Annotated in this window: 15 protein-coding genes, 1 tRNA gene and 1 pseudogene; 13 read left to right on the forward strand and 4 right to left on the reverse strand. The window is 36.2% G+C overall.

Annotated elements, in window-relative coordinates:
- From V7K15_RS15020 to V7K15_RS15030, 3 genes are all read left to right on the forward strand, one after another.
- A partial coding sequence (locus tag V7K15_RS15020; RefSeq protein WP_334906274.1) for an ABC transporter ATP-binding protein/permease occupies positions 1 to 1,461 on the forward strand: 1,461 nt, incomplete at its 5' end.
- Entirely contained in the window at positions 1,446 to 3,164 is a 1,719-nt protein-coding gene (locus V7K15_RS15025) for a GUN4 domain-containing protein (protein ID WP_334906275.1), read from the forward strand. The genes V7K15_RS15020 and V7K15_RS15025, both read left to right, overlap by 16 nt.
- A 32-nt stretch (positions 3,165 to 3,196) precedes the next feature.
- Positions 3,197 to 3,598, forward strand: coding sequence for a hypothetical protein (locus tag V7K15_RS15030; RefSeq protein WP_334906276.1), 402 nt, complete (start codon positions 3,197 to 3,199; stop codon positions 3,596 to 3,598).
- 163 nt (positions 3,599 to 3,761) lie between these two features.
- Here V7K15_RS15030 and V7K15_RS15035 read toward each other — a convergent pair whose 3' ends face one another.
- The 3 genes from V7K15_RS15035 to V7K15_RS15045 form a co-directional block, all read right to left on the reverse strand.
- Positions 3,762 to 6,233, reverse strand: coding sequence for a hypothetical protein (locus V7K15_RS15035; protein ID WP_334906277.1), 2,472 nt, complete (start codon positions 6,231 to 6,233; stop codon positions 3,762 to 3,764).
- A 91-nt stretch (positions 6,234 to 6,324) separates the two neighbouring features.
- The gene (locus V7K15_RS15040; RefSeq protein ID WP_334906278.1) at positions 6,325 to 10,029 is read right to left on the reverse strand and encodes an AAA-like domain-containing protein; all 3,705 of its coding nucleotides are present in this window, start codon (positions 10,027 to 10,029) and stop codon (positions 6,325 to 6,327) included.
- Positions 10,030 to 10,450: 421 nt separating this feature from the next.
- Complete coding sequence (locus V7K15_RS15045) at positions 10,451 to 11,884, reverse strand: AAA-like domain-containing protein (RefSeq protein ID WP_334906279.1); 1,434 nt, start codon at positions 11,882 to 11,884, stop codon at positions 10,451 to 10,453.
- 700 nt (positions 11,885 to 12,584) lie between these two features.
- Here V7K15_RS15045 and V7K15_RS15050 point away from each other — a divergent pair.
- The 8 genes and pseudogenes from V7K15_RS15050 (at position 12,585) to V7K15_RS15085 (ending at position 23,421) form a co-directional block, all read left to right on the forward strand.
- Entirely contained in the window at positions 12,585 to 12,929 is a 345-nt protein-coding gene (locus tag V7K15_RS15050; RefSeq protein ID WP_334906280.1) for a hypothetical protein, read from the forward strand.
- 379 nt (positions 12,930 to 13,308) lie between these two features.
- The gene (locus tag V7K15_RS15055; protein WP_334906281.1) at positions 13,309 to 13,608 is read left to right on the forward strand and encodes a helix-turn-helix domain-containing protein; all 300 of its coding nucleotides are present in this window, start codon (positions 13,309 to 13,311) and stop codon (positions 13,606 to 13,608) included.
- Positions 13,609 to 13,820: 212 nt separating this feature from the next.
- Positions 13,821 to 14,785, forward strand: a pseudogene (locus V7K15_RS15060) (ISAs1 family transposase).
- Between the two features lie 749 nt (positions 14,786 to 15,534).
- Positions 15,535 to 16,965 carry a hypothetical protein gene (locus tag V7K15_RS15065; RefSeq protein ID WP_334906282.1) on the forward strand — a complete coding sequence of 477 codons (1,431 nt, stop codon included), beginning with the start codon at positions 15,535 to 15,537 and terminating at the stop codon, positions 16,963 to 16,965.
- A gap of 760 nt (positions 16,966 to 17,725) precedes the next feature.
- Positions 17,726 to 17,905: a hypothetical protein gene (locus V7K15_RS15070; protein WP_334906283.1), complete on the forward strand. Its 180-nt coding sequence runs from the start codon at positions 17,726 to 17,728 to the stop codon at positions 17,903 to 17,905.
- A gap of 46 nt (positions 17,906 to 17,951) precedes the next feature.
- Positions 17,952 to 19,517: a DNA primase family protein gene (locus V7K15_RS15075; protein ID WP_334906284.1), complete on the forward strand. Its 1,566-nt coding sequence runs from the start codon at positions 17,952 to 17,954 to the stop codon at positions 19,515 to 19,517.
- A gap of 592 nt (positions 19,518 to 20,109) precedes the next feature.
- Positions 20,110 to 20,697, forward strand: coding sequence for a hypothetical protein (locus V7K15_RS15080; protein ID WP_334906285.1), 588 nt, complete (start codon positions 20,110 to 20,112; stop codon positions 20,695 to 20,697).
- A 132-nt stretch (positions 20,698 to 20,829) separates the two neighbouring features.
- On the forward strand, positions 20,830 to 23,421 hold the full coding sequence (locus V7K15_RS15085) for a competence protein CoiA family protein (RefSeq protein WP_334906286.1): 2,592 nt from the start codon (positions 20,830 to 20,832) through the stop codon (positions 23,419 to 23,421).
- Between the two features lie 1,145 nt (positions 23,422 to 24,566).
- Here V7K15_RS15085 and V7K15_RS15090 read toward each other — a convergent pair.
- A tRNA-Val gene (locus V7K15_RS15090) sits at positions 24,567 to 24,640 on the reverse strand.
- A 285-nt stretch (positions 24,641 to 24,925) separates the two neighbouring features.
- On the opposite strand from V7K15_RS15090, the gene V7K15_RS15095 reads away from it, so the two are divergent.
- Positions 24,926 to 25,342 (forward strand): DUF1636 domain-containing protein, encoded by a 417-nt coding sequence (locus V7K15_RS15095; protein ID WP_334906327.1) that lies wholly within the window; start codon positions 24,926 to 24,928, stop codon positions 25,340 to 25,342.
- The gene (locus V7K15_RS15100) at positions 25,342 to 26,088 is read left to right on the forward strand and encodes a cobalt-precorrin-6A reductase (protein ID WP_334906287.1); all 747 of its coding nucleotides are present in this window, start codon (positions 25,342 to 25,344) and stop codon (positions 26,086 to 26,088) included. Before V7K15_RS15095 ends, V7K15_RS15100 begins: the two co-directional genes overlap by 1 nt.
- Position 26,089: the final 1 nt, after the last annotated feature.

The following is a 26,089-nucleotide window of genomic DNA, read 5'->3' on the forward strand; positions in this document are numbered from 1 at the left end:
ATAATTCTCTGGACAGTTTCTCCACTAATCGAAATTTATTTAATTATTTATACAGTTATTGGTAATTCCATAGCTGTTTACTTGAATCAGGCAATAAATATAGTTAATCAACAAGAGCTTGCGTTTAAGGCAGACTTTGCTTATTGCTTAACTCATGTTCGCAATCACGCTGAATCGATTGCTTTTTTTCAGGGAGAAAAGGAAGAATTAAATATAATTCAGCGTCGATTTAATCATGTTCTAGAAACTGCTGAACGGAGGCTGAGTTTGGAGAAAGGTCAAGACGCTTTTGGCAGAGCATATCAGTCTGCCATTAGTGTATTTTCGATGTTTATCCTCACGCCTTTATTTATTCAGAACCAAATTGATTATGGGGAAATTAACCAAGTTAGTTTTGCTTGCTTTATGTTTTCTAATGCTCTGGGAGAGTTAATAGGTGAATTTAGTATTTCCGGGCGATTTTCTAGTTATGTGAAGCGTTTAGCTGAATTTTCAGATGCTTTAGAAGCTGTTAGTAAACAACCAGATAATGTCAATACCATTCAAGTCATAGAAGAAGAACATTTAGCGTTTGAAAATGTCACTTTACAAACACCAAATTATGACCAGACGATTGTTGAAAATTTATCAGTTTCTGTTCAGCCAAGCGAAGGGTTATTGATTGTTGGCCCTAGCGGTGGGGGTAAAAGTTCTCTATTGAGAGCGATCGCAGGATTGTGGAATGCAGGAACTGGTCGTCTAGTGCGTCCTCCCCTAAAAGAAGTCTTATTCCTACCCCAGCGTCCCTATATCATTTTGGGTACTTTGCGCGAACAATTACTCTATCCGCATACAGACCGAAAAATGAGCGACACAGAACTCGGACAAATTTTGCAACAAGTTAACTTACAACACTTGCTTACCCGTGTAAAAGGTTTTGATACAGAAGTTCCTTGGGAGAATATATTGTCTTTAGGAGAACAACAACGTTTAGCTTTTGCACGACTATTAATTACTCATCCTAGTTTCACCATATTAGATGAAGCAACAAGTGCTTTGGATTTAACTAATGAAGAGAATTTATATGAACAACTGCAAGAAAGTAAAACAACTTTTATCAGTGTTGGACATAGAGAGAGTTTATTTAACTATCATCAATGGGTTCTAGAGCTAAAAGAAGATTCCCATTGGCAACTTATTTCTGTGCAAGATTATCAAAGGAAAAAAGGAATTGTCATTGCTCCACCTGAAAACGCTCAAATTACAATAGATAGCTCCTCTGAACTCCAAATAAAACCAGAGATATCAGTAGCAATAGATACAATCGAAAAGCTCACTCATCAAGAAATTAAAGGATTAACAGGCTATTCTATTACCACTATTAGAAGCAGAGCCAGCCAAGGGAAGTCTATCACTACTAAAGATGGCGCAACCTACTGCTATGACAAAAATTCAAAAGTTTTAAAATGGGTGAAAGTTTAGCGGCTGTTGTGAGAACTGATGTGATGTTAACTAAAAAACAAAGACAACTAATAAATTATAAATCTATTACAATTTATGAAAAAAGTTATCAATTACCTGTTATCAACAATTCAAAATTAAAAAAAGCTCAAAAAAAAATTAAAGAATGTCAAGTATTAATTCAACAAGGTACTAAGTATCATTATTATTTGTGGGGAATAATCAAACGAAAGCAGGAAATTAGCCAAGAAGAAATTTTCGCTAAGACTAAATTATTAATTAAAGACTATACTCAACTAATTGATTTTTTAGAAAAATATAAAGATAATTATCAAGATTTTTTATTAAAATTTACTGATAATTGGAAACACTTGTTTACTCAAAAATACCTAGAAATTAAAAATATAAATGCAGAAAGAAACAAACTAGAAATAAAAAATCACAATAATCCGCAACTCATTGAAAAACTAAAATGGGAAAAACAAGAAAACCTCAAATCAATTTTACTTTTGAGTAATACTAACTTTTTGATGTTAGAAAAAATTAAATTGCTAACTCAAGGAATTAAAAGTTTAGGGGAAGATACTAAGAATCAAAAGCAAACTGTCCAGCAAATAGCTCAAGAGTTAGGGGTATATCAAGAAATTTACGAATATCAAATAAAAGCAATAAAAATTCGTCAAGAAATAGCAAAAATAGCTGAGACAGTAACAAATTTTGAAGATTATTTACAAGATTACTTTAGTCCATTTCAATCTTTAATAGACGAAGTAGTAAAACTAGATGCAAACTTTTACGCAATTGTCGGAGAAATTAAAAATTTAGCAACTAGTAGTTTAAATTTCCAGTCAAGCTTATTAACCATACAAGATACTGATACAATTTCTGAAAATATTCTTAATTTATTGGTAGCAAGTTATGAGAGAGGAGATAGATTAAAAGATGCGTTAGTTGAGTCTAAATTATTAAATGAACAAATTACTAATTTTGAGTTAAATAATGATGGAATAGCTTTAGAACAAACAATTTACTTAATATCTAATTATATATCTACTCAACTTGTCGATCAAAGAAAAGTGCTAGGGATATTAGAGACAGATGTCGTTTCTACAAATTCTGCACTTTTTATTGAAAAAACAGAATTATTAGAGCCAACTAATAATCCTGGTAACTCTGTAAAAGAATTTAAAAATAGTAAAAATATTGATTATAGTCAACTTCAAACTCTACTCGCACAATTCCAGTGGAAAGAAGCTGATATTGAAACTGCTAAATTAATGCTACAAGTCATGGGAAAAAATTATTGGAATGAAGTTTATAAGGAAGATATTCTTAACTTTTCTTGTCAAGCTTTTTATACTATCGATGGACTTTGGCAAGAATACAGTCATGGTTATTTCGGCTTTAGTGTACAGCAAAGCATCTGGAAAGAAATAGGCGCTCAAGTAGATTATGAAACAGAAAAGAGACTTGGCGATCGCTTGGGTTGGCGAAAAGAGGGAAACTGGCTAGATTACAACCAACTAACTTTTAAATTATCTCCAACGACACCGATGGGACACTTACCAGTCAAATGGCTACACTACGACCAAGATATTTTTGATTTACCTCCAAATTCATCTGCTGAACCTCTATCAATGGGAGCTTGGCGGGTTGGTTCTTGGCTAGTATGGCAGATGCACTTATTCTTTTCCCGTGTCCAAATTTGTAATGAAAGATCATAAGTTAATAGTGTAAAGTAGAGCTAATAAATAATATGAACCTTTCTGATATAGAAATAGAAGTTTTGCTTTTTGGAAAATGGCGTTTTAATACAGATTGGGAGAAAATTTTTATTGAATTAAAGCAAGATATGACTTATGAGCAAACGAAGATTCAAACATTTATTTTATCTAAACCTAGTGAATTGATCGTAGGTAATAAATTTACTGGCGTCTGGTATATAAATGATGCAAGATTATCTTTAATTCCTAAAACTGTTCCTAAATCAATTTTTAATTTTCAATTACCAATATTACCTAGAGTTTATCTTGCCGATATAATAACTAGTATTACTTCTGCATTTATAACGGAAAAGTATGAAATTCTTGAAGTTAATAAGTCTAGATTTATCATAAGTGATGTAGATAAATCATTTGTTGGTATCAAGATAAGTTAATATGTGAAAATGAATATAGCGGTTATCGGTTGAGTGAGATACAAGAACCCCACCCCCAACCAGGGGGCTATGATGTACCTGATGTGATCAGGAAACGATATATAAATAATCAATTATGCATACAACAATAAATTAATACTTGAAAAATAATATAATTTGCAATTTACTGATGTATTTTCTTTCCTCTGACAGAGTTGATATTGATTTTTATCCCCAAAACTTTTAAAGTTCCAATACTATTGCTGGCATTAATTGAGGTTAACTCTTTACCTAAAAGATAAAAACTCCCAGCAATATTAACAGAATTGTATTGTCCGTTCTTGGCTTTGTTGAGTGTTATCGTAGCATTTTTCTGATTTTTAGCTCCTCTAAGTATTAAAATGCCAGCAAAATTGAAGCTACCCGATGCAGTTAATCTGCTGCTATTAATGCTAGCAGTGGTATTGGCAAAGGTGTAACCTAAAAATTTGAGATTTCCTGCAATATTAGCAGAATTATTGATACTACCATTACTGCCTTTGCTGAGAATAACTGTAGCACCATTGAAAGCTAAAATGCCGAAGTTGAAGTTACTTGTAGCTTGAAACCCAGTCTCATTAAGACTGATACCTAACGCAGTAAATTGTTTACCGAGGAGTGTAACATCACCTACACCAAAAACCTTTTTATTCGTTGAATCAAGGTTGAGTTTAGGAACATTGAACTTGAGAATATTACCTAAATTAATAGCTACATTATTAACTGACACGTTCTGAGTGTTAAATGATAATATCCCGCTACCTAAAGATTGATTAAAAGCAATAATATTTGCTGTTCCTGATACACTTTTGTTTGTCAAGTTAACTGTAAGACTCGGAATACTGAAAGTCAAGAAACCTGCTAAACTCAACTGAACATTCTTCAGGTTAACACTATTTTGAGTAATATCAAAAGTAATGCCTGCTAGCGTATTCCCCAAAAAATAAATTGTTCCTGAACCGCTACCGCTACCAGATTTTATATCAATATTCAAGGCATCAACATCGATACTCAATACATTAGCTAAACTCAAGTCAAAGTTTTTGAAGGTAGCATTATTAGAATTAATTTTAAATTCAACATTTGCAATCTCATTGCCAAAAATTTCAACAGAACCATCTCCTTGAAGATACTGTTCGCTAGGTGTTACCTTTAGGGCTAAATCTAAACTATTGTCATCTGTTCCCTTAATTTTCAGAAATCCTAAATCAATTTCACTAACTTTTAACGAACCCCCAATATTCTTGAAAATTTTGTCACTTTGAAGGATTACAATTGCCTCATGACCCCAAGCATTAATTTTGCCATTAATTTCTAACCCTTCTGATATCGGTTGGCCTGCAATTGTCGTCGGAAAAGGAACATACTTAATTAATGGGTTAAGTTTTCCGTCTCCATCCCCATCAATTGGTTCAATATTTAAGTTTACTAAGCTCTCTAGTAAACCTAGTGCTTTGTTAACCAAATCGATTGAATAACCTACTTGTTTGTTAATAAAAGAAGCGACTGGCCCTCGCCACAAATCTATTAAGCTAACCGCTTGATTAGGATTTAAAACTAAAGCTAATTTTTCTGGATCGTTTGTATCCATGAGGAATGCTACCTCAAAGTCTATTTTTTCCCATTTCAAATCACCAATGAAACCAAAGTTATCGAAGTAAGGAGGTAAATAAGTCCCGCCTCCTTGAAACCTGAGATTGCGAAGTTCAGTTCCTAGCAACCCATAGGGATTACACCAGGATTTTTTACCTTGTTGATAAAAGAATGCCGTTAAAGATTCGGGTTCCAGAGAAAGATTACCAGAGAGAAGTAATTTAGGTTCGTTTTCTTGGGTGGGATCGTAGCCTTGAAGAATCAGATTTCCAGTTAATCCCAAGTTTGGCTCTAAATCAGCCCCAATATTTAACCCTATGAGTAAGTTATTAAAAGTAGCTTTAAATTGTTGCTGGGAAAATAGCTGAATATTGCCTGGAATATTTCCTGTTAAGCTGACCTGTCCCGCAGGATTAAAGCTTATTATGGCTTGGAAGCAAGTAATTTTTAAGCTTTTATGAATAAAACTACTGAAATTTGGATGGAGGTTCTTTAAATCAATATTTCCGATAAAATTAAATCCTCTGCTTAAGTTAATACAACCTAACTTTGGATGTATAAAAGAATAGCCAATGTTAGTTATAATTAACTCTGGGCTGCTGAGTTTTAAATGGTTAACAATAGGTATTATATTTGTTAAAGAGCTAAAACTGAAATGTGTAGGTAGATGATATTTTAATATGGTTTTTTTCCCAAAATATAATTCAATATTTTGGTTATTTAGCAAACCTTTAAAACTGAATTCAATTTCTTGATTGCTTTGGGAAACTCTATATTTTGGTTTAGATATTGTGATTTCATTGTTGCCAAAGACTTCAACAATAATTCTATCAATTGCCACATCCATATATGGAACTGTACTATGAATGCTAAAGAATTTGTCTAAATTTATCTGTAAATCATGATCAAAGTCTAAGTAAGTTCCTGAACTGGATGGGGTTAGCTTTATACAATTTAGAGCCTCAAGCTTTAATTGGATATCATCAGGTAAAGTAATTCCTGCTAGATCAAAGCTGTTATTCATAAATTAAATGGAGCTAAATATTTTTAACAAATTGCCTTGAAATCGATTTATCGCTTCAAGCTATGTTGTAGTTTAGCGTATTCTCATGGTTCTAAAACTTACTACAAATGTGGCGTTCGCTCTTTTCTAAAGCTATATTAGTTTTCAAATAATCTTTAATTATACTGCAACCATAAGTTAGTACATTTAGATTGAGAATTCGTGGCAAGTTCCACAGAATGAGTGTGTTGTCATCACCCCCCGAAACCAAAAAAGTTCCATCGCGGCTGATGGCAATTTTCCTAATCGCTGCGGTATGTCCTCTGAGGGTCGTTAGCTCGGTACCATCAAGTTTCCAAAGCTTGACAGTACCATCTACGCTCCCAGAAGCAAGTATTTTGCTGTCGGGACTGAACGCCACACCCCAAATTGCAGCTGTGTGACCTTTGAATGTTTTAAGCAATTTTCCATCAAGTGTCCACAACTTAATGGTATTGTCACCGCTTCCAGAAGCCACCATTTTACCGTCAGGACTAAAGGCAACTATCCATACTGCTGCCGAATGTGCGACAAGGGTTCTGAACAACTTACCCTCCAGCGTCCACAGCTTAACAGTACCATCACCATTAGCTGAAGCAACCAGCCTACCGTTGGGACTAAATGCAACTTGCCACACTTCGGCTTGATGTTCTTTAAGAATCTGTGGTGTAGGGCGACCTATGTGCCATATCAGCACACTCTTGTTAACATTTGCTATGGCGATCGCTCGGCCATCGGGACTCAATAACGCTCCTGTCATTTTGCCATAAGGGTTTTTGTAACTAGCGATTAACGTACCATTTCGCTGCTTGAGTTTTACCGTATCATCATCACCAGCAAGAGCAATTAACTTGTTATCCTCACTGAAAGAAACCTGGAAGACTAACCTTTCTTCAGTCAAAGTTTTGAGCAATTTGCCTTGACGACTCCAAAATTTAACAGTATTTTCGTGGCTAGCTGTGGCGATGGTAGAACTATCAGAGGCGATCGCTATTGACCAAATCCCTGCACTATGAGCTATCACACTCTTTTGGAATTGATTTTCACTCTGCCAAAGTCTAACAAGGTTTTCTGCACCCGCCGAAGCTATAAAGCTACCGTCAGGACTGAAAGTAACTCCCCAAACAGATGCACTATGTCCTCTGAGCGTTCTCAATTCTGTTCCATCAATGTTCCAAAGTTTAATCGTTTTGTCGAGACTGGCGGAGGCAATAGTCTGACCATCGGGACTAAACGCTACTCCCGAAACTCCGGCACTATGACCTTTAAGAGTTTTATCAAGGTGATAACTGCCATCTGTGCTGTCTCGCTGCCAAAGTTTCACAGTTTTGTCTTCACTTGCTGAAGCAATGGTCTGACTATCAGGACTGAAAGCTACGCCGACAACCCAAGCTGTGTGACCTTGGAGAGGTTGTAGGGGTTTGGCGTTCTGCCAGCCTAAACTGTCTCGTCTCCAAAGTTTTACTGTCCTGTCTAGATTGGCAGCCGCAATGGTTTGACTATCAGGACTAAAAGTTACTCCCCAAAATCCAGTTTTATAACCTTGAAACGTTTTCAGCAAAGTGCCGTCTAGCTTCCAGACTCTCACCGTTTTGTCCCAACCAGCAGAGGCAATGGTTTGACTATCAGGACTAAAAGCTACTCCCCAGACTGAAGCTGTGTGACCTTTGAATGTTCTAGAAATGCGCCACGATAAGTCTGTGTCATTTCGCTGCCAAAGTTTAATAGTACCATCCTCACTTGCCGAGGCAAGTATCTGACCGTCAGGACTAAAAGCGACTGACCTAATTGCTCCCTGATGACCTTTGAGAGTGGCAACTGCTGTACCATCACGTCGCCAAAGTTTGATTGTCTTATCTATGCTGGCTGAGGCAATTAAAGAACTATCAGGGCTGACATTTACTGCCATAACACTTGCTGTATGACCAGAAAGATGATTATATTCATCTGCTCCATAAACTGCTTGTTTTAGTGCATCTTCAACCAGAGGTGCAAGATTTGTGTTTGCTATTCCTAGTTTTTGCAGTTTGTCTTTGGCTTTAATTGCTTCTACCAGCGCATCTAATCTGCGATTTGAGGCAAACAGTCCAGATGAAGAAGATACAAGCGCTCGAATCTCGCTACTCTTAGCTTGAGCTTCGCTTTTAAGAGTTTGACGATACAGAATGAAACTCCCGATCGCCAAACTGCTAGAGATGAGCAACTTGATACACACTCCAACTAGCAAAAACCTTTGCAATCTAGCTGTCTTTTTCTCTTGTACGAGTTGTGCTTTTTCTAGTATCAGTCGTGCCTCTACTTCTTTAGCCCTTGCTGCCTCTAATGCTGTTTGCACTTCAATGCGATCGCATTCAATACTTGCAGTTAAAAACCGATAATCTAAATCGCCCAAACTTTTGCCCTGCGACCATTTTTGAGCATCTTTAAGTGCCTGTCCTCGCAGTAGGCGCGATTCATCTTTATAATCTGATGCGACCCAAGCATTGAATGTCTGCGAGTATGGGCGGAGATTGTCTAGTTGTCTTAATACCCATTCGGCATTAAAAACATTGCGATAGATGGGATTTTTAATTTTGAGATAGCCGTTGTGTTTCTCCACTAAACCAGATAACAACAGTTCTGTTTGTTCTCGACTATCATCAATCGGGACAGAATGAAGAGGTGAAGGGGGAGAGGGGCAAAGGGGCCAAGGGGAAAACTCTTCTCCCCTGCACCCTGCACACTGAGCGTTCGCGTAGCGTCTCGTAGAAAAGTGCTGCCCCCCTGCTCTCTGCTCAAGAGCCTCTGGTGCTTGCAACACCTGCTGATAAAGACCCAACAACCGCCCGGCCTGTTGTTCGTTGAATAGTAGGCGATCTCTTATAGTACGCAGATGTTCAGGTTCGTCTTGTGATTGCCAATGTTGAATAATATGCGTTTTTACTAATTGCTCTATCCAAAATGCTTCTGTACCTGGAGCAAGAGTAATCATTTGTGTAGTATTTTCACAAGCAAGTTGGACAATTAAATCACAGAGTTTTTGTGTGAGAAATGGTTGTCCTTCCGTCCAATGAATAATCTCTTGCAATATTGCTTCTGGTTGAGTGAGTACTTCCTTTAATCCTTGAAGTAGCGGCGTGGCTTCATCTAGTTGAAAGCCTTGTAACTCAATGGCTTTACCAAGGTTAAAGGGCGTGCGGCGTTTATCAGCGATCAGGTCAGAGGGACTAGCTACACCAAATAGTGCAAATCCCAAGCGTTCAAAGTTTGGATTCTCTGGTCGTAGATTATAACAGTGACGAATCCAAGCAAAAAAGTCGTTAATTGGGAAATTTAAACTGAGCAGACTGTCAATTTCATCAATAAAGATAAAAATGCGTTCAGCTTTGCCGTTTCGTAGAGAATTGCTCTTGACATTTGGCAGTAAAATTTCTTCCACAAAGGAATGTAGTTTTTGCACCGAAGAAATGCCAGCTTGCGTCTCCCACCAATGTTTAAAATTGACTTGCGATCCTAACTTGAAGCTGTAGAACAAGCTGATAATAATGCCTTTGTACCATTGATCTGGTGTAGTAACCTCAATACCCAAGCGGGTCATATCCAAGTAAACACAGCTAGAGCCTTCTTCTCGAAGACGGTAACTTGTGCGCTGTAGTAAGGATGACTTGCCCATCTGGCGAGAGTTGAAGACGTAACAAAAATTACCAGCTTTCAAACTGTCATAAAGTTTTTCGTCTGCCTGACGGATAACATATGTCGGGTCGTCACTGCGGAGACTCCCACCTACTTGATATCTCATATTGAAGTGTGATTATCAAACAAGAACATAACACAATTATTAGCAATTGTCAGATTATTTTTGAAAATAAATATTGTCCACTTTCCAGTACGGTTTGATACGATTTATTAGTTTATTTCAGGTAAAAAAATTACTATCTTTTGCATATACAACGTTTTTGGCTGTTCTATTTCAATTCACAAACAAACAGTATCTTCGCTATTTTTACTCTTAACTTTCTTAACTTTCCCAAAAAGTTATTTACTTTCTTAACTTTCTTTGATATTTTTTTTTGATTAATGGAATATAGTTTGGTAAAAGAAATTGTTAATGATTACCATAAATTTTAATTTATATGGCTCATCAAACCAGAATAAATCTTACCTGACAATTTTGAGACAGTTAACGCCATTACATTTTTTATTATTCGGAAAATGTATTGCTAAACAATTGTCGATAACTGTTTTTTAAAATAAGCACGGTAGAGTTCAAAACGTGGTAATATGCGATCGCCTTCAAAGCGAATTAATCCCAAACTTTCAAGCTTGTAAGCCTCAATAGGATTAACAGAAATGCCTTGCTTTGCTGCCACAACTTTAGCATAAGTTTTTGCTATGCTAGGATTTTCGTACAGTTTGAACCAGTGTCGCCATAAATGATAGCGGTAGATGCCACCATTGGCGATCGCATCCTCTATCAGTTCTTGCAGGGTTATTTCTTGAGAGCAAAGATGGTACAAACTAATCTGAATCAGTGCTGGATGTCCTCCTACCAGTGACATCAGTTGGGCAATATCTTTAGGTGTACACGAACTTAAACCATACCGCCTAGCTAAATCTTCTACTTGTGATTGGGTAAATTCCTTCAAACGAATAGATAAACCGATATTAAAAGGAGAGAGGTTAAGATCCACAGAGGCATACTTTTCTGTAGAGTAAACCATGACTAATCTTAGCTTTTGCCAGTTGGGAACGTGTCGTGCTTCCTCACACCACGACCGCAACAAAGCAAAAAACTCTTGACAAATTTGAGGATATTCAAAAAAACGATTAATTTCATTCAATACCAAAACCACTGGGCTTTGACATTGATTAAACAAATAGTTTTCTAAATAGAAGCCGCTACTCAAGCTAGGGCCAATTTCTTCATTCCATTCTGACTTAAAATTAGGGTCAATACCTAATTTTGTTGCAATTTGCCAGCAAAGACAACGCAACAGCTTATTTAAATCAGTTAGACACTCACGATCAAATTGGTAGCAATTCAGATTCACAGTCTGATACCCAAGCTTCTGTGCAAAGGCTAACAGCCTCAATACTAGAGAACTTTTACCCATCTGTTTCGGACCCCTAATCCGAATCACGCAGCCACTTTGAGTTACTTCTCGATAAACCTTTCTCTCTAGTGGGGGACGTTCAATGTAAAAGTAAGAATCTAGAGGTACGGGGCCATCCGGGTATGACTGAAGATTTTCTATCTGTTCAGTTTGTTCGTGATGTTCTTCGACAAATGAGGTGAATTCGGAAGGTTGAGATGAATCTTCTTCTGTATTTGAACCTACAGACAAGAACTCAGATAATTCAGTCTTATTTGCTTCATTGACGGTTGTGTAGTCTTCGCTGTGTAATTCCAGATTAAAAGTGCTAAAGCAGAGTTTTACAGTTTTTTGGTCTACACTTTTGCTTAAAGACCATAATTTACTCAAAGTTCTAGAGGAAACATTAATGCGATCGCTCAATGCTTCTAGACTAAAGCGATCGCCTTTGTTTTCTACGATCTCCACAGAAAGAATCGCTTCTTGTAACCGTTTAATTCCTATGGAAGTTAGTACAACTCCTCGTCTCCGCCTACTTTTCTTTTGTTCTACTTTATACATCAATTAACTAAGTAGTTGTAAATAAGTATTGGCAAATAATAATTTTTATGTTGATATACGCAGATTGAAATTCGGTGTAGTAATTTTTGATACACTTTTATTTGTTTTTTTATGGAATCCATTGGAACTTTAACACATTAGATTACACCATACTAACTTGATAGTTGTAAGGACTTGCAATACTAATCGCTCAAACCTGCAATCAAGGTATTTTCAAACCAGGATTATTTGCAACCCACTTTCCGCACCCCCCAAGTGTCACAATAGGGAAATTACTTAGAAAAAAAGGGAACAAAGAATAAAAATACACATCTAGAGATAAAAAAATATAAAAGCCGTTGGTGGCCATCCCAAGCAGTCAAATGCGGGCAGCATGGTATTTCCGATCTATTTGCAAGGCGATCGCAATATCTTAACAATTTATCTGAAGTTTAAAAAATCCTCAAGCATTATGGTGTGATTTCCGACTCCAGCAAGCTCAATACTTTCTCCTCCAAAGCCGTCAAATAAGCACGGTTTAGTTTCCCCAGCGACTCTAAAAACTTCTGCTCTTAAAATTTGTCATTCTCTTGGCATATCATTATCAGATTTCCTCACCAAAGAGAGCATCACTCTTAATTCTAGTCATGTAAATAGTCACCAATTGCTAACTAGACAGCACAAATCAAGAAAACCATCTAGCCTATTTGATTTACAGAGAGTGCAAGATACTCTGTTAGCTGTAGTGCAAAGTAGCCAGGAACCACCAGCGACAATGCAAGAGGTAGCTGATTCTCTCAAATATGATAGGAGAACGATTTTAAGGCATTTTCCAGATTTATGCGGTGCCATTTTGGCAAAATCTCGTAGTTACAAGAAAGCTCAACATATAAAAAAAATAGAGCAATCTTGCGAGGAGGTCAGGCAAATTGCTTCCCAACTTCGTACCGAGAGAGTCTATCCATCTGAAGCTCGCGTTGCACAGAATATGACAATGCCTGGATACTTAAGGTATAAACAAGTTCGTACTGCATTGCAAGAAGCCAAATTTGAAATGGGTAATTAAGCTGATACTGATTAATCAAATTCCAACTCTTTTGCTTTAACATTAAAAGTGACAAGCATAAGTTGTTCAAGGAAAATTACAATCATAAAGTGACTATTTTGGACAACTAATGCTGTCGATTGCCAAATTAAATGACCACTTGACAAATTAATGTCCACAAGAATATTAACTCCTAAACCCTTACATAGTGAGGGTTTTGTTATTTTAGCCTATGTTTTTCCTATTAGACACTAATTGACAAATTAATTGTCCGAGTTTAGATTGCTGACAAATTAGTTGTCCTATATTGAAAATCACTATTTGTCTAATTTTGCTCTGAGTTGACAAATTAATTGTCCTCCCATATAGTACAATACAACTATGTTTGTAATAAACATATATGCTAGAAATACAAGATGATCAAACAAATGATGATGAAGTAGAAGGTAGTGAGATTATCACTGAATTATCCGCAGGTGATAAGGAACTATTGGAACTAATCCAAAAATTACTCGAACCATGCGATCGCAAAACCTATGGAGAAAGACAAAGGGAGGTAGCCGCCAAACTAGGGAAATCAGTGCGAACAGTACGCAGACTGGTTAAAAAATGGGAAACAGACGGTTTAGCTGCACTGCAAACCACTCGACGGGCTGACAAAGGCAAACACCGCATTGATACCAGGGCTATTTCATTCTAAATGTAGGCAGTTTATGGTAAAATTAGGGCGCAAATTTCGTTTAATCCATTTCCATGTCTGAAATCGCCATTATAGAAGCCTTTGCCGACTTACCAGACCCTCGCCGTGGCGCAGGACAACGTCATAGACAAGCCCTGTGTCTTGCCCTTTTCACCCTTGCGTAGGCGCAGCCCGCCGTAGGCATCGCCGCAGGCAACAGGGGATTTCTGGCGATGGGAGACTGGCTCAAGGCTTATAGAGACGAGTTAGTGGCATTGTTTGCCCCTCCAAAAGACAGACTTCCTTCCTACAGCACCATCCGACGTGTACTGCTTTGCACTAACTACGAAGAATATTCTGCAAGACTAGCGAGGTTTTTTGACATTCGTCCCTTACCTGGAGAAATGATTGCTACTGATGGTAAGGTGTTGCGAGGTTCATATCAACTAGAAACTGACAATCCTGATTCTGAGCCACATCCGGCAATTATCTTGGTTAGCGCCGACATTGTCGAACGGGGACTAATTTTAGAACCTTACCAAGTTGAGTCCAAAACCAATGAAATCAAAGCCTTACCTGAATTTATTAAAAGAATGGCACTACAAGGTGTTATTTTTGCCTTTGATGCTATTAACACTCAAAAAAAACCTGTCAGTTGATTGTGGACAGTGGTAATGACTATATTGGGGCACTCAAAGGCAACCAATCCGGGTTACTAAAAGAAGTGGAGACTTACTTTGGCCCAGAACAAACCGACATGCAGATCAACAAGGGGCATGGTCGAATTGAGAAACGCACCGTTAGTATCTGTCAATCTTTGCAGGATATACGCAATTGGCCAGGATTGGTGACGGTGATTCGAGTGGAATCCGATCGCCAACTCCTCAAGCAACACTTCATTGCGGTACAAACAGAAACCCGTTACTACATCGCTTCGTTCAGTGACACTGCACAAGCTTTTGCCGAACGGATTCGAGGCTACTGGGGAGTTGAGAACAAGCTGCATTACGTTCGAGATGTTACGCAAGGAGAAGACAGTTGTAGAATCCGCACAAATGGGTTAGTCCAAATTTGTGCGTTGGCACGAAATTTTGCTTTGAATCTTTACCGTTCTAATGGCTTTGAGAATATGGCTCAAGCCCAGCGTTTCTCTTCATTTGGTCTAAGCACACTCAAACACTTATTTAGAATGAAATAGCCCTGGTTTGAGGCGCTGGGTTTCAATACCCCTCACAGCTTGAGGCGGGTTGAAAGACAGTTACGGTTACTCCAGTTTCTTGACATTGAAAAGTTTCAATACCCCTCACAGCTTGAGGCGGGTTGAAAGGCATGAGTTCCCACGCCCAAGCGCGGTACTTTCCCGAAGTGTTTCAATACCCCTCACAGCTTGAGGCGGGTTGAAAGGATGCACTACTGGCAGCCACAGAATTGTTGATGAAACTGGAGGTTTCAATACCCCTCACAGCTTGATGCGGGTTGAAAGTTGTCAGATATTATATTTATTTACGCCCATCTACTTAGTACCAAAACAATGGTTTTGGGCGAATTTAGAAACCCTTATAGGACAGAGACATTTCTAATTCACATCAGGCGTAATCAAGGTTTTTTGTAAAAGGTGGGTTGAAAGCGAATCCAGTTACGTCCTTGTTAAACTGGTATTGTGACCATAGCAGTTCATTTTTGATATGCCTTATCCAGACTGCCTAATGGACACTAATTTGTCAACGCGGACATTTATCTGTCAATATGGACATTAATTTGTCAACGCGGACAAATAAATTGGCAATCGACACTTGTTGTCGCAATTGGCGACTACTGGTAAGGACTTCCGAAAGTGGACGTAACTGGATTCGAACCAGTGACCAGACGTAATTAACAGCTAAAACACTTGCTATATCGTGGTTTTCTCTCAAAAACCGTTATCTGAAAAACAGAATTGAGAGAAGAATGAGAGAAACTTTTACAGCAGCAAATATTGAATCACATTTAATCGGGTATGAACGATTATTAGCACTCTTCAAAGAGATCCAGAAGCAAACACCTAAAGGTGTAGGACTCAAACGAGAGGTAAAAACATCTGGTACATATATACTACTTCAATTCAAGATAGGCGATAAACGCACTGCTAAGGCTTGTAATTGTGATTTTACTGAGATAGGCATAATAAAGGCATTAGAAAAAGCACAATTAGTCAGTGAAGCTTTAGGAAAATTCACCAGCGAAACAGAGTTCTTAGCTTGGTATGACGAAACTATCCTTGAGAAGAACATAGTCAAAAATGACCTGATTACATTCAGTGAAGCTATCAAGCTCGTAGAAGATAATTACTGGAATAGTTACACTAGGAAACGTCAAAAGCGAGATAGGAACAACCCTAGCCAACAATCATGTTGGTATGAAGTTTACTATTGTTTCTACAAGTTGCTACCAATAGAAAACTCAGTAAATTTGACTGATATGATGGCAGTAATTAGCAGTAAAGAACGTGGTGCTAAAAGTTATAAACTTTGCACTTGTGCTATGAAAAAACTATGTGAGGTTATAGGTAATGACAAGCTACGGGATGAGTTGAGCAAGATAAATGTAACTCAAACTAAGTTTAAAGAAAATTTGCAAAGTGTTTCACTTGATGACTATCTAAGATTTAGAGATTCGGTTTTAGATATTCCTTTCAAGGACAAACGCTACAATTTTGAGTCTAGGAATGCGTGGCTATTTGTATTTTCAATGCAAGTTGTATATGGATTGAGAGTTAACGAAGTATTCGCTGTTCAAAACATTGATATACCATTCAAAACTAAAGATGGAGTAACCATACCAGCATTAAATGCCCCAAGTAACCGAGATATGGTAGCGGTTGTAGGTGATGAAACAAATTTAGGTACTACTACTAAGACAGGTTATCGATTAGCTATTCCATTAATTCCACCTACTTATCCTGATTTGATTGGGAAGTTAGAGATTAAGTCTGGAAAATTACCAAACATTAACCCTGAAAGTAATAATCCTGAAACCATAGCTAAAAAGCACGCGAAAGAAGCTCATACAAGATTAGTTAAATGGGGACAGCAAATAGGATTTACTCAAACTCATGCTTTACGTCACTTAGCTAACCTTAACGGTATGATGGCAGGGATACCGTTAGAAAAAAGAGCTATGAGTTTAGGTCACTCTCCCACAATGAATGACACAGTGTACAAAAAACGTCAAACAACTAAGACAACACTGGATTTACTTACACAATCTACTAATCAAGCTATTCCATTACAGTCAGCAGTTGCGATCGCTCAACAGCTAGGATGTACTGATGAGAAGTCAATCAAGTTACTAGCTGCTATCTACAATGTTTCTGAAGATCAAATAACAAAGACTATGTAGCCTCAATAATACACGTTCAAGTACCTGAGTTTTAACACTACTTACAATACAAGCAATAACTGAGGATAGTAAATACACAATACTATCCTTTTTTCTTACCTCATGTAACAGCTAATAGTTATTTCATCTAACGGCGCTCTAAACATTAACTAAATTACTATAAACAAGTTAGTCTAAGACAACTAAGTTTAACAACTAATTGTATTTACCTTATTTGGAGTAATTTAATCAGCAATAGGTAAGACAAGTATCTTAAGTAATACTTCATTTAACTATCTTAAATACAGTTAGGTTAACTATGAAAAGTTACCTTAACTAATATATCTAACTTTACTTTAACTAAAGTACTTGAAAATAGATTAATTAAAACAATATAAATACTTGGAATTATATTAGTAATAAATCAGATAACTATACAAACTAATTTATCATCTAATTTATCTTGTAAATAAGTTGTATGAGTAAGAAAAACATTCATAATTCTGCTAATTTAATTACTTTGTTTGCACTAATAATAAATCAAGCAATATCGGCATTTTAATCAATAAGCAAAATCTGAAAAGCAGTATATAGAATGATAAGAAAATACAATCAATTAATTTTCCAAAAGTATACACAAACCGATTTATTCCGTTTACAATATTCGTATGAGCGCTAAAAAAGCTCACCGAACCTTGAAAACTGAATAGTACCTAACCACACATTCTTAGGAAGTCTGGTTAAGTCGTGTCAATTTAGATTTATTTAAACAATAATAACAATGCCAAAAATCACAGATAAACCTTTAACCCATATAGTTAGTACTCGATTAAATAATAAGGATTATGAGCAGTTAGTCAATACAGCAAAACTCCACAAGCTTACAAATACAAGCTTAATAAGGAAGTTAGTTGTAGAATGTTTTGAAAAAGCAGCTAAGGAAATACCAGCACTTAATTAAGTACTGGTATCTATGATTCTCTATAAAAATTAACAATTATTTAACTATGAATAACGAATATTATAACACTTTTGATGATTGCCAGAGCCAAAAAGAAACTGATTTAATACAAGAAGAATATTCTGATAATTTGCTGTTACTACCAACAAAGCATGAGAATAAAAATTTAGTAAAAGTTAATGATGAAACTACCAATACATCTAGAAATACACAAGGTACGATTCCACGAGCCGATATTATAGGTACACAGATAGCTGAAAAATATAAAGATAAATGGATATTTAACAGTGAAGCTAATTGTTGGATGATTTATGAATTAGAACAGTCTGGTATTTGGAGTAAAGTAAATGACTATTATATTGAAGGATTGATCAATAAAGAACTCAAACATCAAAAAATAGCTGGTTATGGCTCTGTTAATTATATAACTAGCATTATTGGTAAACTTAGACTTGAATTAATAGAGATAGGTTGGGAAGAAAAATCTCCTACCAAATTACTACCATTTCAAAACTGCGTACTAGAGATAGCTACAGGAAATATTCTAAATCATTCACGAGAATATCGCTTTACTTGGTGTTTACCGCGTGATTTTGATAACTCTGATAATGAGTTTCGATTGATTAATGATTGGTTAGATGAAGTCACATACAATAATGAGTCAATCAAAGAAATATTACTATGTTACTTAGCTGCTATTCTCAAAGGTCGTTCTGATCTCCAACAATTCTTACATCTCATTGGTTCTAGTGGAACAGGTAAAAGTACATTTGTTGGACTTGCACAATCTCTCGTAGGTAACAAGAATATATGTAGCACTACTCTGAGGGATTTTTGTAGTAAAACCTTTGGAGTGGCTAATGCTTACAAAAAGCGGTTACTTGTATTTGCTGATCAAACTTCGTATCAGGGTGACGTACAAAAGTTTAAGTCACTTACAGGACAAGATGAGTTACAAGCAGAAGAAAAATATAAGCAAGCGTTTCAATTCAAATTTGATGGTATGGTCATCATGGCATCAAATGACCCAGTGTTTGATACTCGTAATTCATCTTGGTTAACGAGAAGGCAGATTTTAATTCCATTCACAATAACTGTAGATAAAACAAAGCTTAGAGATTTAGAAAAAGAGTTTCAACCTGAGTTGAACGCATTAACTCAATATTTACTGAATATTCCTGATGAAAGAATTACTCAAGTATTAAGGCGTGCAGTAGATAACCCAGAACTAGCTAAACATAATTTAGAACATCAAATAATTAGTAATCCTATTGCAGGCTGGATTGATGAGTGTGTTATTCGAGATGCCAGTAGTAAATGTTCAATAGGGAGTGATAAGGCTAAGAGCAACACTTTATTTGGTAGCTATACCCAATGGTGTCATAAGTCTGGTAGTTATCTTCCCAGTTTGCGTAATTTCAGCCCTAATCTACTAGATTTTTGCAACTCTACTATGAGATGGGATGATGTGAAGAAAGCACGTAATAGCCAAGGTTATTGCATTCACGGCTTTAGATTACGTCAACTGGATAACGATGATCATATTCCTTCACCACTAATAGTTAATGTAGAGTCAAAGCTACATAGTGAAGAGTGGGGTATAGCATCCTAACCCAGTCAGGATAAGGGTTATGTAGGTTGTGTAGGGTTAGAGCATTATTTCTAAATATATTAGAAGTAATGCTTTGACCTTCAAACGAAATAAGGAAAGCATAACCTAAGCCACAATCCATAATTCACTATGGTATGTGAGCTTAATATATATCAATAACCCTACACACTATACATAACCCAGTCAGTATAAGGATTACAACACTACACTTGACTCTGCACAGTGTAGCACTTGATTCTACATAAAATCATAGGGGTGGGATTTGCAATTGAAAGTATAATAAATAACTTCACTCAGGCATATCCTAAGTACTAACAGTTATTCTCATAATGAGAGTATCACTAGGATCACTTGAATATGGATTATGCAATTTCAATATATAAAGGTGGCAAAAAAGTTTATCCAAAGGACTATAATTTTGTTTCTTACTCAGAACAAGGTTTAAACTTAAGTAATTATTCGGAGTTAGATATCATGTTAATGATGCAAAATGGATTTTTAAACCACATTCCGCACCATCATTATTATGACTTTACATCAGAGTAAGTTGGTTTATAAAAACATTCTTGTAATTCTTCTAAGCCTCATCTGTATGGAAGTTGGTTTACCAGAATCCATAAGTTCTAAAACGGTCTTAGCACAAAATGTAAGTGCTGATCCGCTTTGCTATTGGCAAACTACAAATGGTACAAGTATAGACTTAGGAGCTTTATGTGCATCTAAATCTAATCAGCATATACCCACTATATCTTTAACAAATACACAAAGTTTGACTATTAATAGTATTAAATTTATTAAGGTAAAGGATACTGAGGAGATAAAGTTTAAAACAGTAGGTACAATCACAAATACAGGGAGTATTCCTCAGAGATTTATAGAAGTTTCTTATCAAAGTTACGCTTTAAATAATGGTTTATTAAAAGCTAGGGACTCCAACAAAGTCTTTGTAAATAATACTACATTAAACCCAGGTGAAACAACAACTTTTCCTGTTGAATTTGAATATGATAAACATAAACATTTTGGAGTCCGAAGCCGTTTTGATGTGTTGGTAATAACTTCTGTGGATTCAGTTGAAGAAGGCTCTATACCAGTTAATATTTGCTATTCTGGCAGACTTGCTGAAGACAGATTTTTGTGTCAGCGTCTTTCTCCAAAGCAAATCAGAGAATTTGGCTAAAGTTTATAGTATTGAAAGCAGAAAACCCAGTGGCTTGAGTCCTGGGTTATTGACATAGAAACTACTCTCTACTTCCTGAAGCAAACACTTCTTTAAACGTTTTTTCATTCAACTCATAAATAGGCGCTGAATATGAATGTTGCAAAAGCAATGGCTTTAGGTGGTCAAAGAGTTTATCCAGAGCAATGTGACTTTTATTCTTATAAGAAATTACTGTTACGTTGCTGTTTTTGTGGACAAGAAGTTTGTTTGAAAAAAGGTAGTATTAGAAAATCTCACTTTGCTCATTTTGCAGGTACAGATCCTAAACAAATAGAAGAATGTGAACTGAGAGTATCAACCGATGGTAACAGCACAGAAACAAGTGGTTTGATTGAAAATAGAGGACAAAGATTAGAGATATTTCAACAACACTTTTTAAGTTTGATTTATGTGGGGCAAGAAAAAATTGTTAATGATGTGAAATTTAATAACTGGATTGATTCAATAAAACAAAGTGATCATCTAGCAATTAATAACATTACTAATGATTGTATAGAATATTTTTTAAAATATCACAACAAAATAAAGCAAAGATATGTTATTCCATTAACAAATGTAAAAGATAAACAAATCTTGTTTCAACAGCAAATAGCTTTCGAGGGAATAGATTATTTGTGCGTTAAATCTAGTTCTAAGTTGCTGGAATACATAATACATTACTGTATATACCAATTATATAAAGAAAAATTTACAAAAAATAATATCGATTTAATTTGTCATACTGCTATCAAAATAATTATGCTTAACCCTTGGATAAAAGCATTAGATAATACTAAAGTTATTAACTCATCAACTACTAATATTTCTCAACTATTTGAATCTAAAATAGTAGAATTTCAATCTCCATCATCACTAGAAATATTCTTGCAAGATATTCAGGATGCTTCTCAACTATATGATTTAGAACAGGCTAAGGTCAATAGTAAGTGGATTGTATCTGGAAGCATTGATATCGACATTAATCAAATCAATGCTAGTGAACGCCATGCACTTGAAAACAAGTTAGATTTGCAATTAACTTTCCCAGCATGGGAATACGGTAACGTCGATAAGCAGACTGGATTACCATCACGTAAAAAAGTTTTTGTTTCTTGCAAATTAGTCACCGAAGCCAATCCAGATGATAAGACAGCGTTACGTTTTTCATTTATGACAAGTCAAAATGTTAACGTTAAAGTAACTACTGAAACTTATTTACCTGCTGTAGTGTATTCCTTTGGGTACGATTTCACCCTCACTGTAGAAAAATATTCGGATCTACTGTTTGCTAAAAATGGTAAATTAATGGAATATCCTCATATAACAAAAAGAGATGAATTAGCAAGCTTACTAGAACGGATGATTAAAGATAATAAAGTAGACTTTATCAAAATGTACATCGACGACAAAGGGAAAAAACGAATATTACATACCTACGATGATACAGTTTTAATTTTGTTAGCATTAAAACGCCGTACACAGTTAGATAATATTTCAATAGAAAGTACTACAGATGTTAAAAAAGGTACATACAATAAAATCACAAATAAAATTGTAATGGAAGCATTCATAGAAGCTTATCAGAAGTCACTTGAATGCTCTGTAAAACTACCAAATACAACGATTGATAATTATCATCGTTATGCACAGTTTAAGCTTACTGAAGCTAATTCAGAACACGTAAAAACTACAGTAGAAAACTACATAGTTAATAATTCTGATGCTCAAATACATAAAGCTACTCACGATGTTAAAAAGTGTCAACAGTCAGCCAGAAGTGTTATTAGAGAACATCAACCAAGTGCTAGTGATAGTGATATATCAAGGTTAGCTATGCTAATCACTGAGTACATTTTCACTAAGTTAAACCTCAATAAATCTCAGGCTGTAGCACTCTTGAGTAATTTGAAACAAGATGTTAACCAGTACATCAAAATTAGAGACTTGGTTATTAAACCAGAATTAGATCACCTTAAAGAAGTTGCTCAAAAAGTTTCAGCACTTTCAAATTCCAGTGACTTTGGAGTTAGTTTTTCATTAATGGGAGGTAAAAAACTGAGTACTCCTATTATCTACACAATGGAAGTTTCTAATACTGGTGAGGTAGTTCTTTATTATCATTACAGTGAGAAAATTAAAAATGCTATAACAGATGAAAATGAAACTAGCTACAAAAAACGTGAAGTAGCCAAAATTAATGCAGCACCGGGAACGCTTAAAGTGGTGTTTCAACATATTACGTTAGATAAGTTAGCTTTTGGTGACTATTCATTCCATCATGAGTTATTAGAAAATTACGCTATACCATTCTGGATTAAGAATGCTGAAAACTATGTATTGGCAAATAAGTTAAAACCAGTATGGATGGTGACAAGTAAGCCTATTGAAATAACTTGTATGGATGATAACCATAGTAAACTAACACTTACCCAATTGCAGAATACATTACCATTCACAGAGGTACAATGGTATCAAACATTAATTCAATGTAGTGAACAGTGTCCTAGTGTGCCACAGTTTGCTAACGCGGTACGTAATATACCAGATAAGTTTAAATACTTAACTGGAGTAACTGAAGTACCTGTAACAAGGATATTACCACAAGTAGTAACTGAAATAATAACCGATGCAACTATACCTGAAATAGCTGTAACTGAGATATCGGTAGTTACAGAAGTCAAACCAGATAAGAAAGTTAAGTAACTGCTAACTTCACATACGAGTAGGATATTTTTCTTACTCATTCCTCAATGTTGGGTAATTAGAAAATTAACCTAAAGATAAGCCGTTACCTACACTCAATTAACGTTTAAATTCTACATCATAGAAAATAGATAAACTATTAGAATAAGCACTTAAATTGATTGAATAGGGGTTATTTAATTACTCAATTCAGTGTTTACAGTTATCATTTATGCCTTATGCGACCGCCACTATTATTGTTTCTATATCTACCTATCTTATGATTAAGATGATAAGTTAAATATAATAATTATCGTACATTATCTACAGTAAGAAAAATAGGTTATATATCTATTAATATATGGATTAATGTGTATATCATATATGCGATATTAGTTAAACTAAGTTATAGTTGATTAGGATTAGTATACTTGCGGCTCAATACGATTAAGTATTTTAAATTTTATTTACCATAAGTTAACTAACCTTAAGTAATGTTACTTGAGCCAATAATATAATTCTCTAGTTGTAGCTAATACTGCATTAGGCAATACAAAGCTGAAGGCTTCCATTACCTTAAACTCAAAACAAAGGTGTTATGGGCGAATATAACGCGAGTATTGATTTAATCAAGCTATTTGCTAATGCTTATCAATTTTTCAAATAACTATGCTCTATATTTAATCTGCTACTTGCTACGATGTAACCTATGTCAGATAACAATTAGACACAACAGGAAACCACCATAGCCATTACTAACGATGAAACTGGGGAATAGTTTTTTCTTACGTTTCTATTGTTGAATGATTAGCCTTGATAGCATTGAACCTTTAATACCTAGCTCTACAATTCCCTATAACAAGCGATATAAGACTTAAACTTGTCATTCTACCTGAGACTGAAAATAGAAGCATTACAGACGAAAATAGCTCAATCCCTAATCTTATACGCATACATAAGCTAATCAGGAAGTTTGCTATATAAGTAATAATACCAGCTTATATTAATACGGGTAAATGATGATCTTCTCTCAAATCAGCTAGTTACCCTTATTTCGTTGTTTTAGGGATAAAATAGTATTGATTGAGAGAAAGCTGAGAGAAAACAAGTTGGTTAGAGCGCTACGTTGACATCGTAGCCAGTACTGGTAAGGACATTATCTTAAATGGACGTAACTGGATTCGAACCAGTGACCTCTACGATGTCAACGTAGCGCTCTAACCAACTGAGCTATACGTCCTTAACCACACGATTTATAATCATAGCATAGATTTTCTTGACTAAACTAACATAGAGGGCGGAAATTAGGCAAACTCTATTTCCTAGATGACCCTAGTGTATGATTGATAAGGTTATTCGGTTCTGGTGGGAGTCAGCTACCAGAGGTAACGGGGAAAAATCGGTGCAAATCCGGCGCTTGGGAGCAACTGTGAACCTATTTGAGAGTAATCTAAAATCCAAATTTGAGTGAATCAGCATGCCCGCCGAAATAGATTTATCAGTTCCACATATCTGCGAGGTACAGATGACTACTACTGTCAATATTTCCCCAACTAGTCCTTTGAATGTTGCTGACCATACTTTATTTGTTTGCAAAACTTGCGCTAGCGTTTGGCAAGATGGAAAACGCTTAGGTGAAAGTGGTGGTGAAAAACTTCTACATCAACTTCAGCAGCTTGCACAAGATTGGGACTTACGAGATAAATTCCCAATTCAGGAAGTTGAATGCATGAGTGCTTGCAATCGTTCTTGTGTAGTCGCCTTTGCTGCCAAAGGCAAATTAACATATTTATTTGGTGATTTAGCCGTTGATGGTAGTGCATCTGCGGTACTAGAATGTGCTAGTCAATACTATGTCAAAGCTGATGGTTTATTACCTTGGTCAGAGCGTCCAGAAGCGCTGAAAAAGGGGATTTTGGCAAAGATTCCACCTTTATCTTAATGATCCGCGTTTTGATTCTGGGTGGGACGGGAGATGCCGCAGAACTAGCTGCTAGAGTGGTGACTATCCAAGGGTTAGAAGCAATCACGTCTCTAGCCGGTCGCACCCGTAAACCATCAGTTCCCTTGGGCGATTTACGGGTTGGAGGCTTCGGTGGTGTAGCTGGATTGGCTAGCTATCTGCGAGGGGAGCAAATCGACTTATTAATTGATGCAACCCATCCTTTTGCTAGTCAGATTTCTTTTAATGCGGCAGATGCCGCAATCGAAGTCGGAGTACCCCGTCTGATGTTAATTCGTCCGCCTTGGGAAAAAGTAAGTGGCGATCGCTGGATTGAAGTTGACAGCGTTGAAGCCGCAGCAGCATCTGTAGCAAATCAGCCACAACGGGTATTTTTGACAGTTGGGAGGCAAGAACTCGCCGCTTTTGCTCATTTAGAGAAAATTTGGTTTCTGATGCGGATGATTGACCCTCCTAGCGATGATGCTTTAGTGCCACCGGGAATGATATTGTGCGATCGCGGTCCCTTTACCCTGAATAATGAAAGGCAAATCCTGATTCACAACAACATTGATGCCATCGTCAGTAAAAATAGCGGTGGCGATGCCACAAAGCCGAAGATTATTGCAGCGCGAGAACTAGGCGTGAAAGTTATTATGGTAAATCGTCCAGCCATACCGCCAGGAGAGCAAGTTACTGATGTGGATGCGGCTTTGGCATGGCTATTTAATAAGTTGCACGAATAAT

Source organism: Nostoc sp., from assembly GCF_036919815.1.
Taxonomy (GTDB): Bacteria; Cyanobacteriota; Cyanobacteriia; order Cyanobacteriales; family Nostocaceae; genus Nostoc.

Excerpts from the sequence above, each read along its gene's own strand:
- V7K15_RS15025 (WP_334906275.1), top strand. The coding sequence starts at position 1,446 with ATGGGTGAAAGTTTAGCGGCTGTTGTGAGAACTGATGTGATGTTAACT.
- V7K15_RS15030 (WP_334906276.1), top strand. The coding sequence starts at position 3,197 with ATGAACCTTTCTGATATAGAAATAGAAGTTTTGCTTTTTGGAAAATGG.
- V7K15_RS15035 (WP_334906277.1), bottom strand. The coding sequence starts at position 6,233 with ATGAATAACAGCTTTGATCTAGCAGGAATTACTTTACCTGATGATATC.
- V7K15_RS15040 (WP_334906278.1), bottom strand. The coding sequence starts at position 10,029 with ATGAGATATCAAGTAGGTGGGAGTCTCCGCAGTGACGACCCGACATAT.
- V7K15_RS15045 (WP_334906279.1), bottom strand. The coding sequence starts at position 11,884 with ATGTATAAAGTAGAACAAAAGAAAAGTAGGCGGAGACGAGGAGTTGTA.
- V7K15_RS15055 (WP_334906281.1), top strand. The coding sequence starts at position 13,309 with ATGCTAGAAATACAAGATGATCAAACAAATGATGATGAAGTAGAAGGT.
- V7K15_RS15065 (WP_334906282.1), top strand. The coding sequence starts at position 15,535 with ATGAGAGAAACTTTTACAGCAGCAAATATTGAATCACATTTAATCGGG.
- V7K15_RS15070 (WP_334906283.1), top strand. The coding sequence starts at position 17,726 with ATGCCAAAAATCACAGATAAACCTTTAACCCATATAGTTAGTACTCGA.
- V7K15_RS15075 (WP_334906284.1), top strand. The coding sequence starts at position 17,952 with ATGAATAACGAATATTATAACACTTTTGATGATTGCCAGAGCCAAAAA.
- V7K15_RS15080 (WP_334906285.1), top strand. The coding sequence starts at position 20,110 with ATGGAAGTTGGTTTACCAGAATCCATAAGTTCTAAAACGGTCTTAGCA.
- V7K15_RS15085 (WP_334906286.1), top strand. The coding sequence starts at position 20,830 with ATGAATGTTGCAAAAGCAATGGCTTTAGGTGGTCAAAGAGTTTATCCA.
- V7K15_RS15095 (WP_334906327.1), top strand. The coding sequence starts at position 24,926 with ATGACTACTACTGTCAATATTTCCCCAACTAGTCCTTTGAATGTTGCT.
- V7K15_RS15100 (WP_334906287.1), top strand. The coding sequence starts at position 25,342 with ATGATCCGCGTTTTGATTCTGGGTGGGACGGGAGATGCCGCAGAACTA.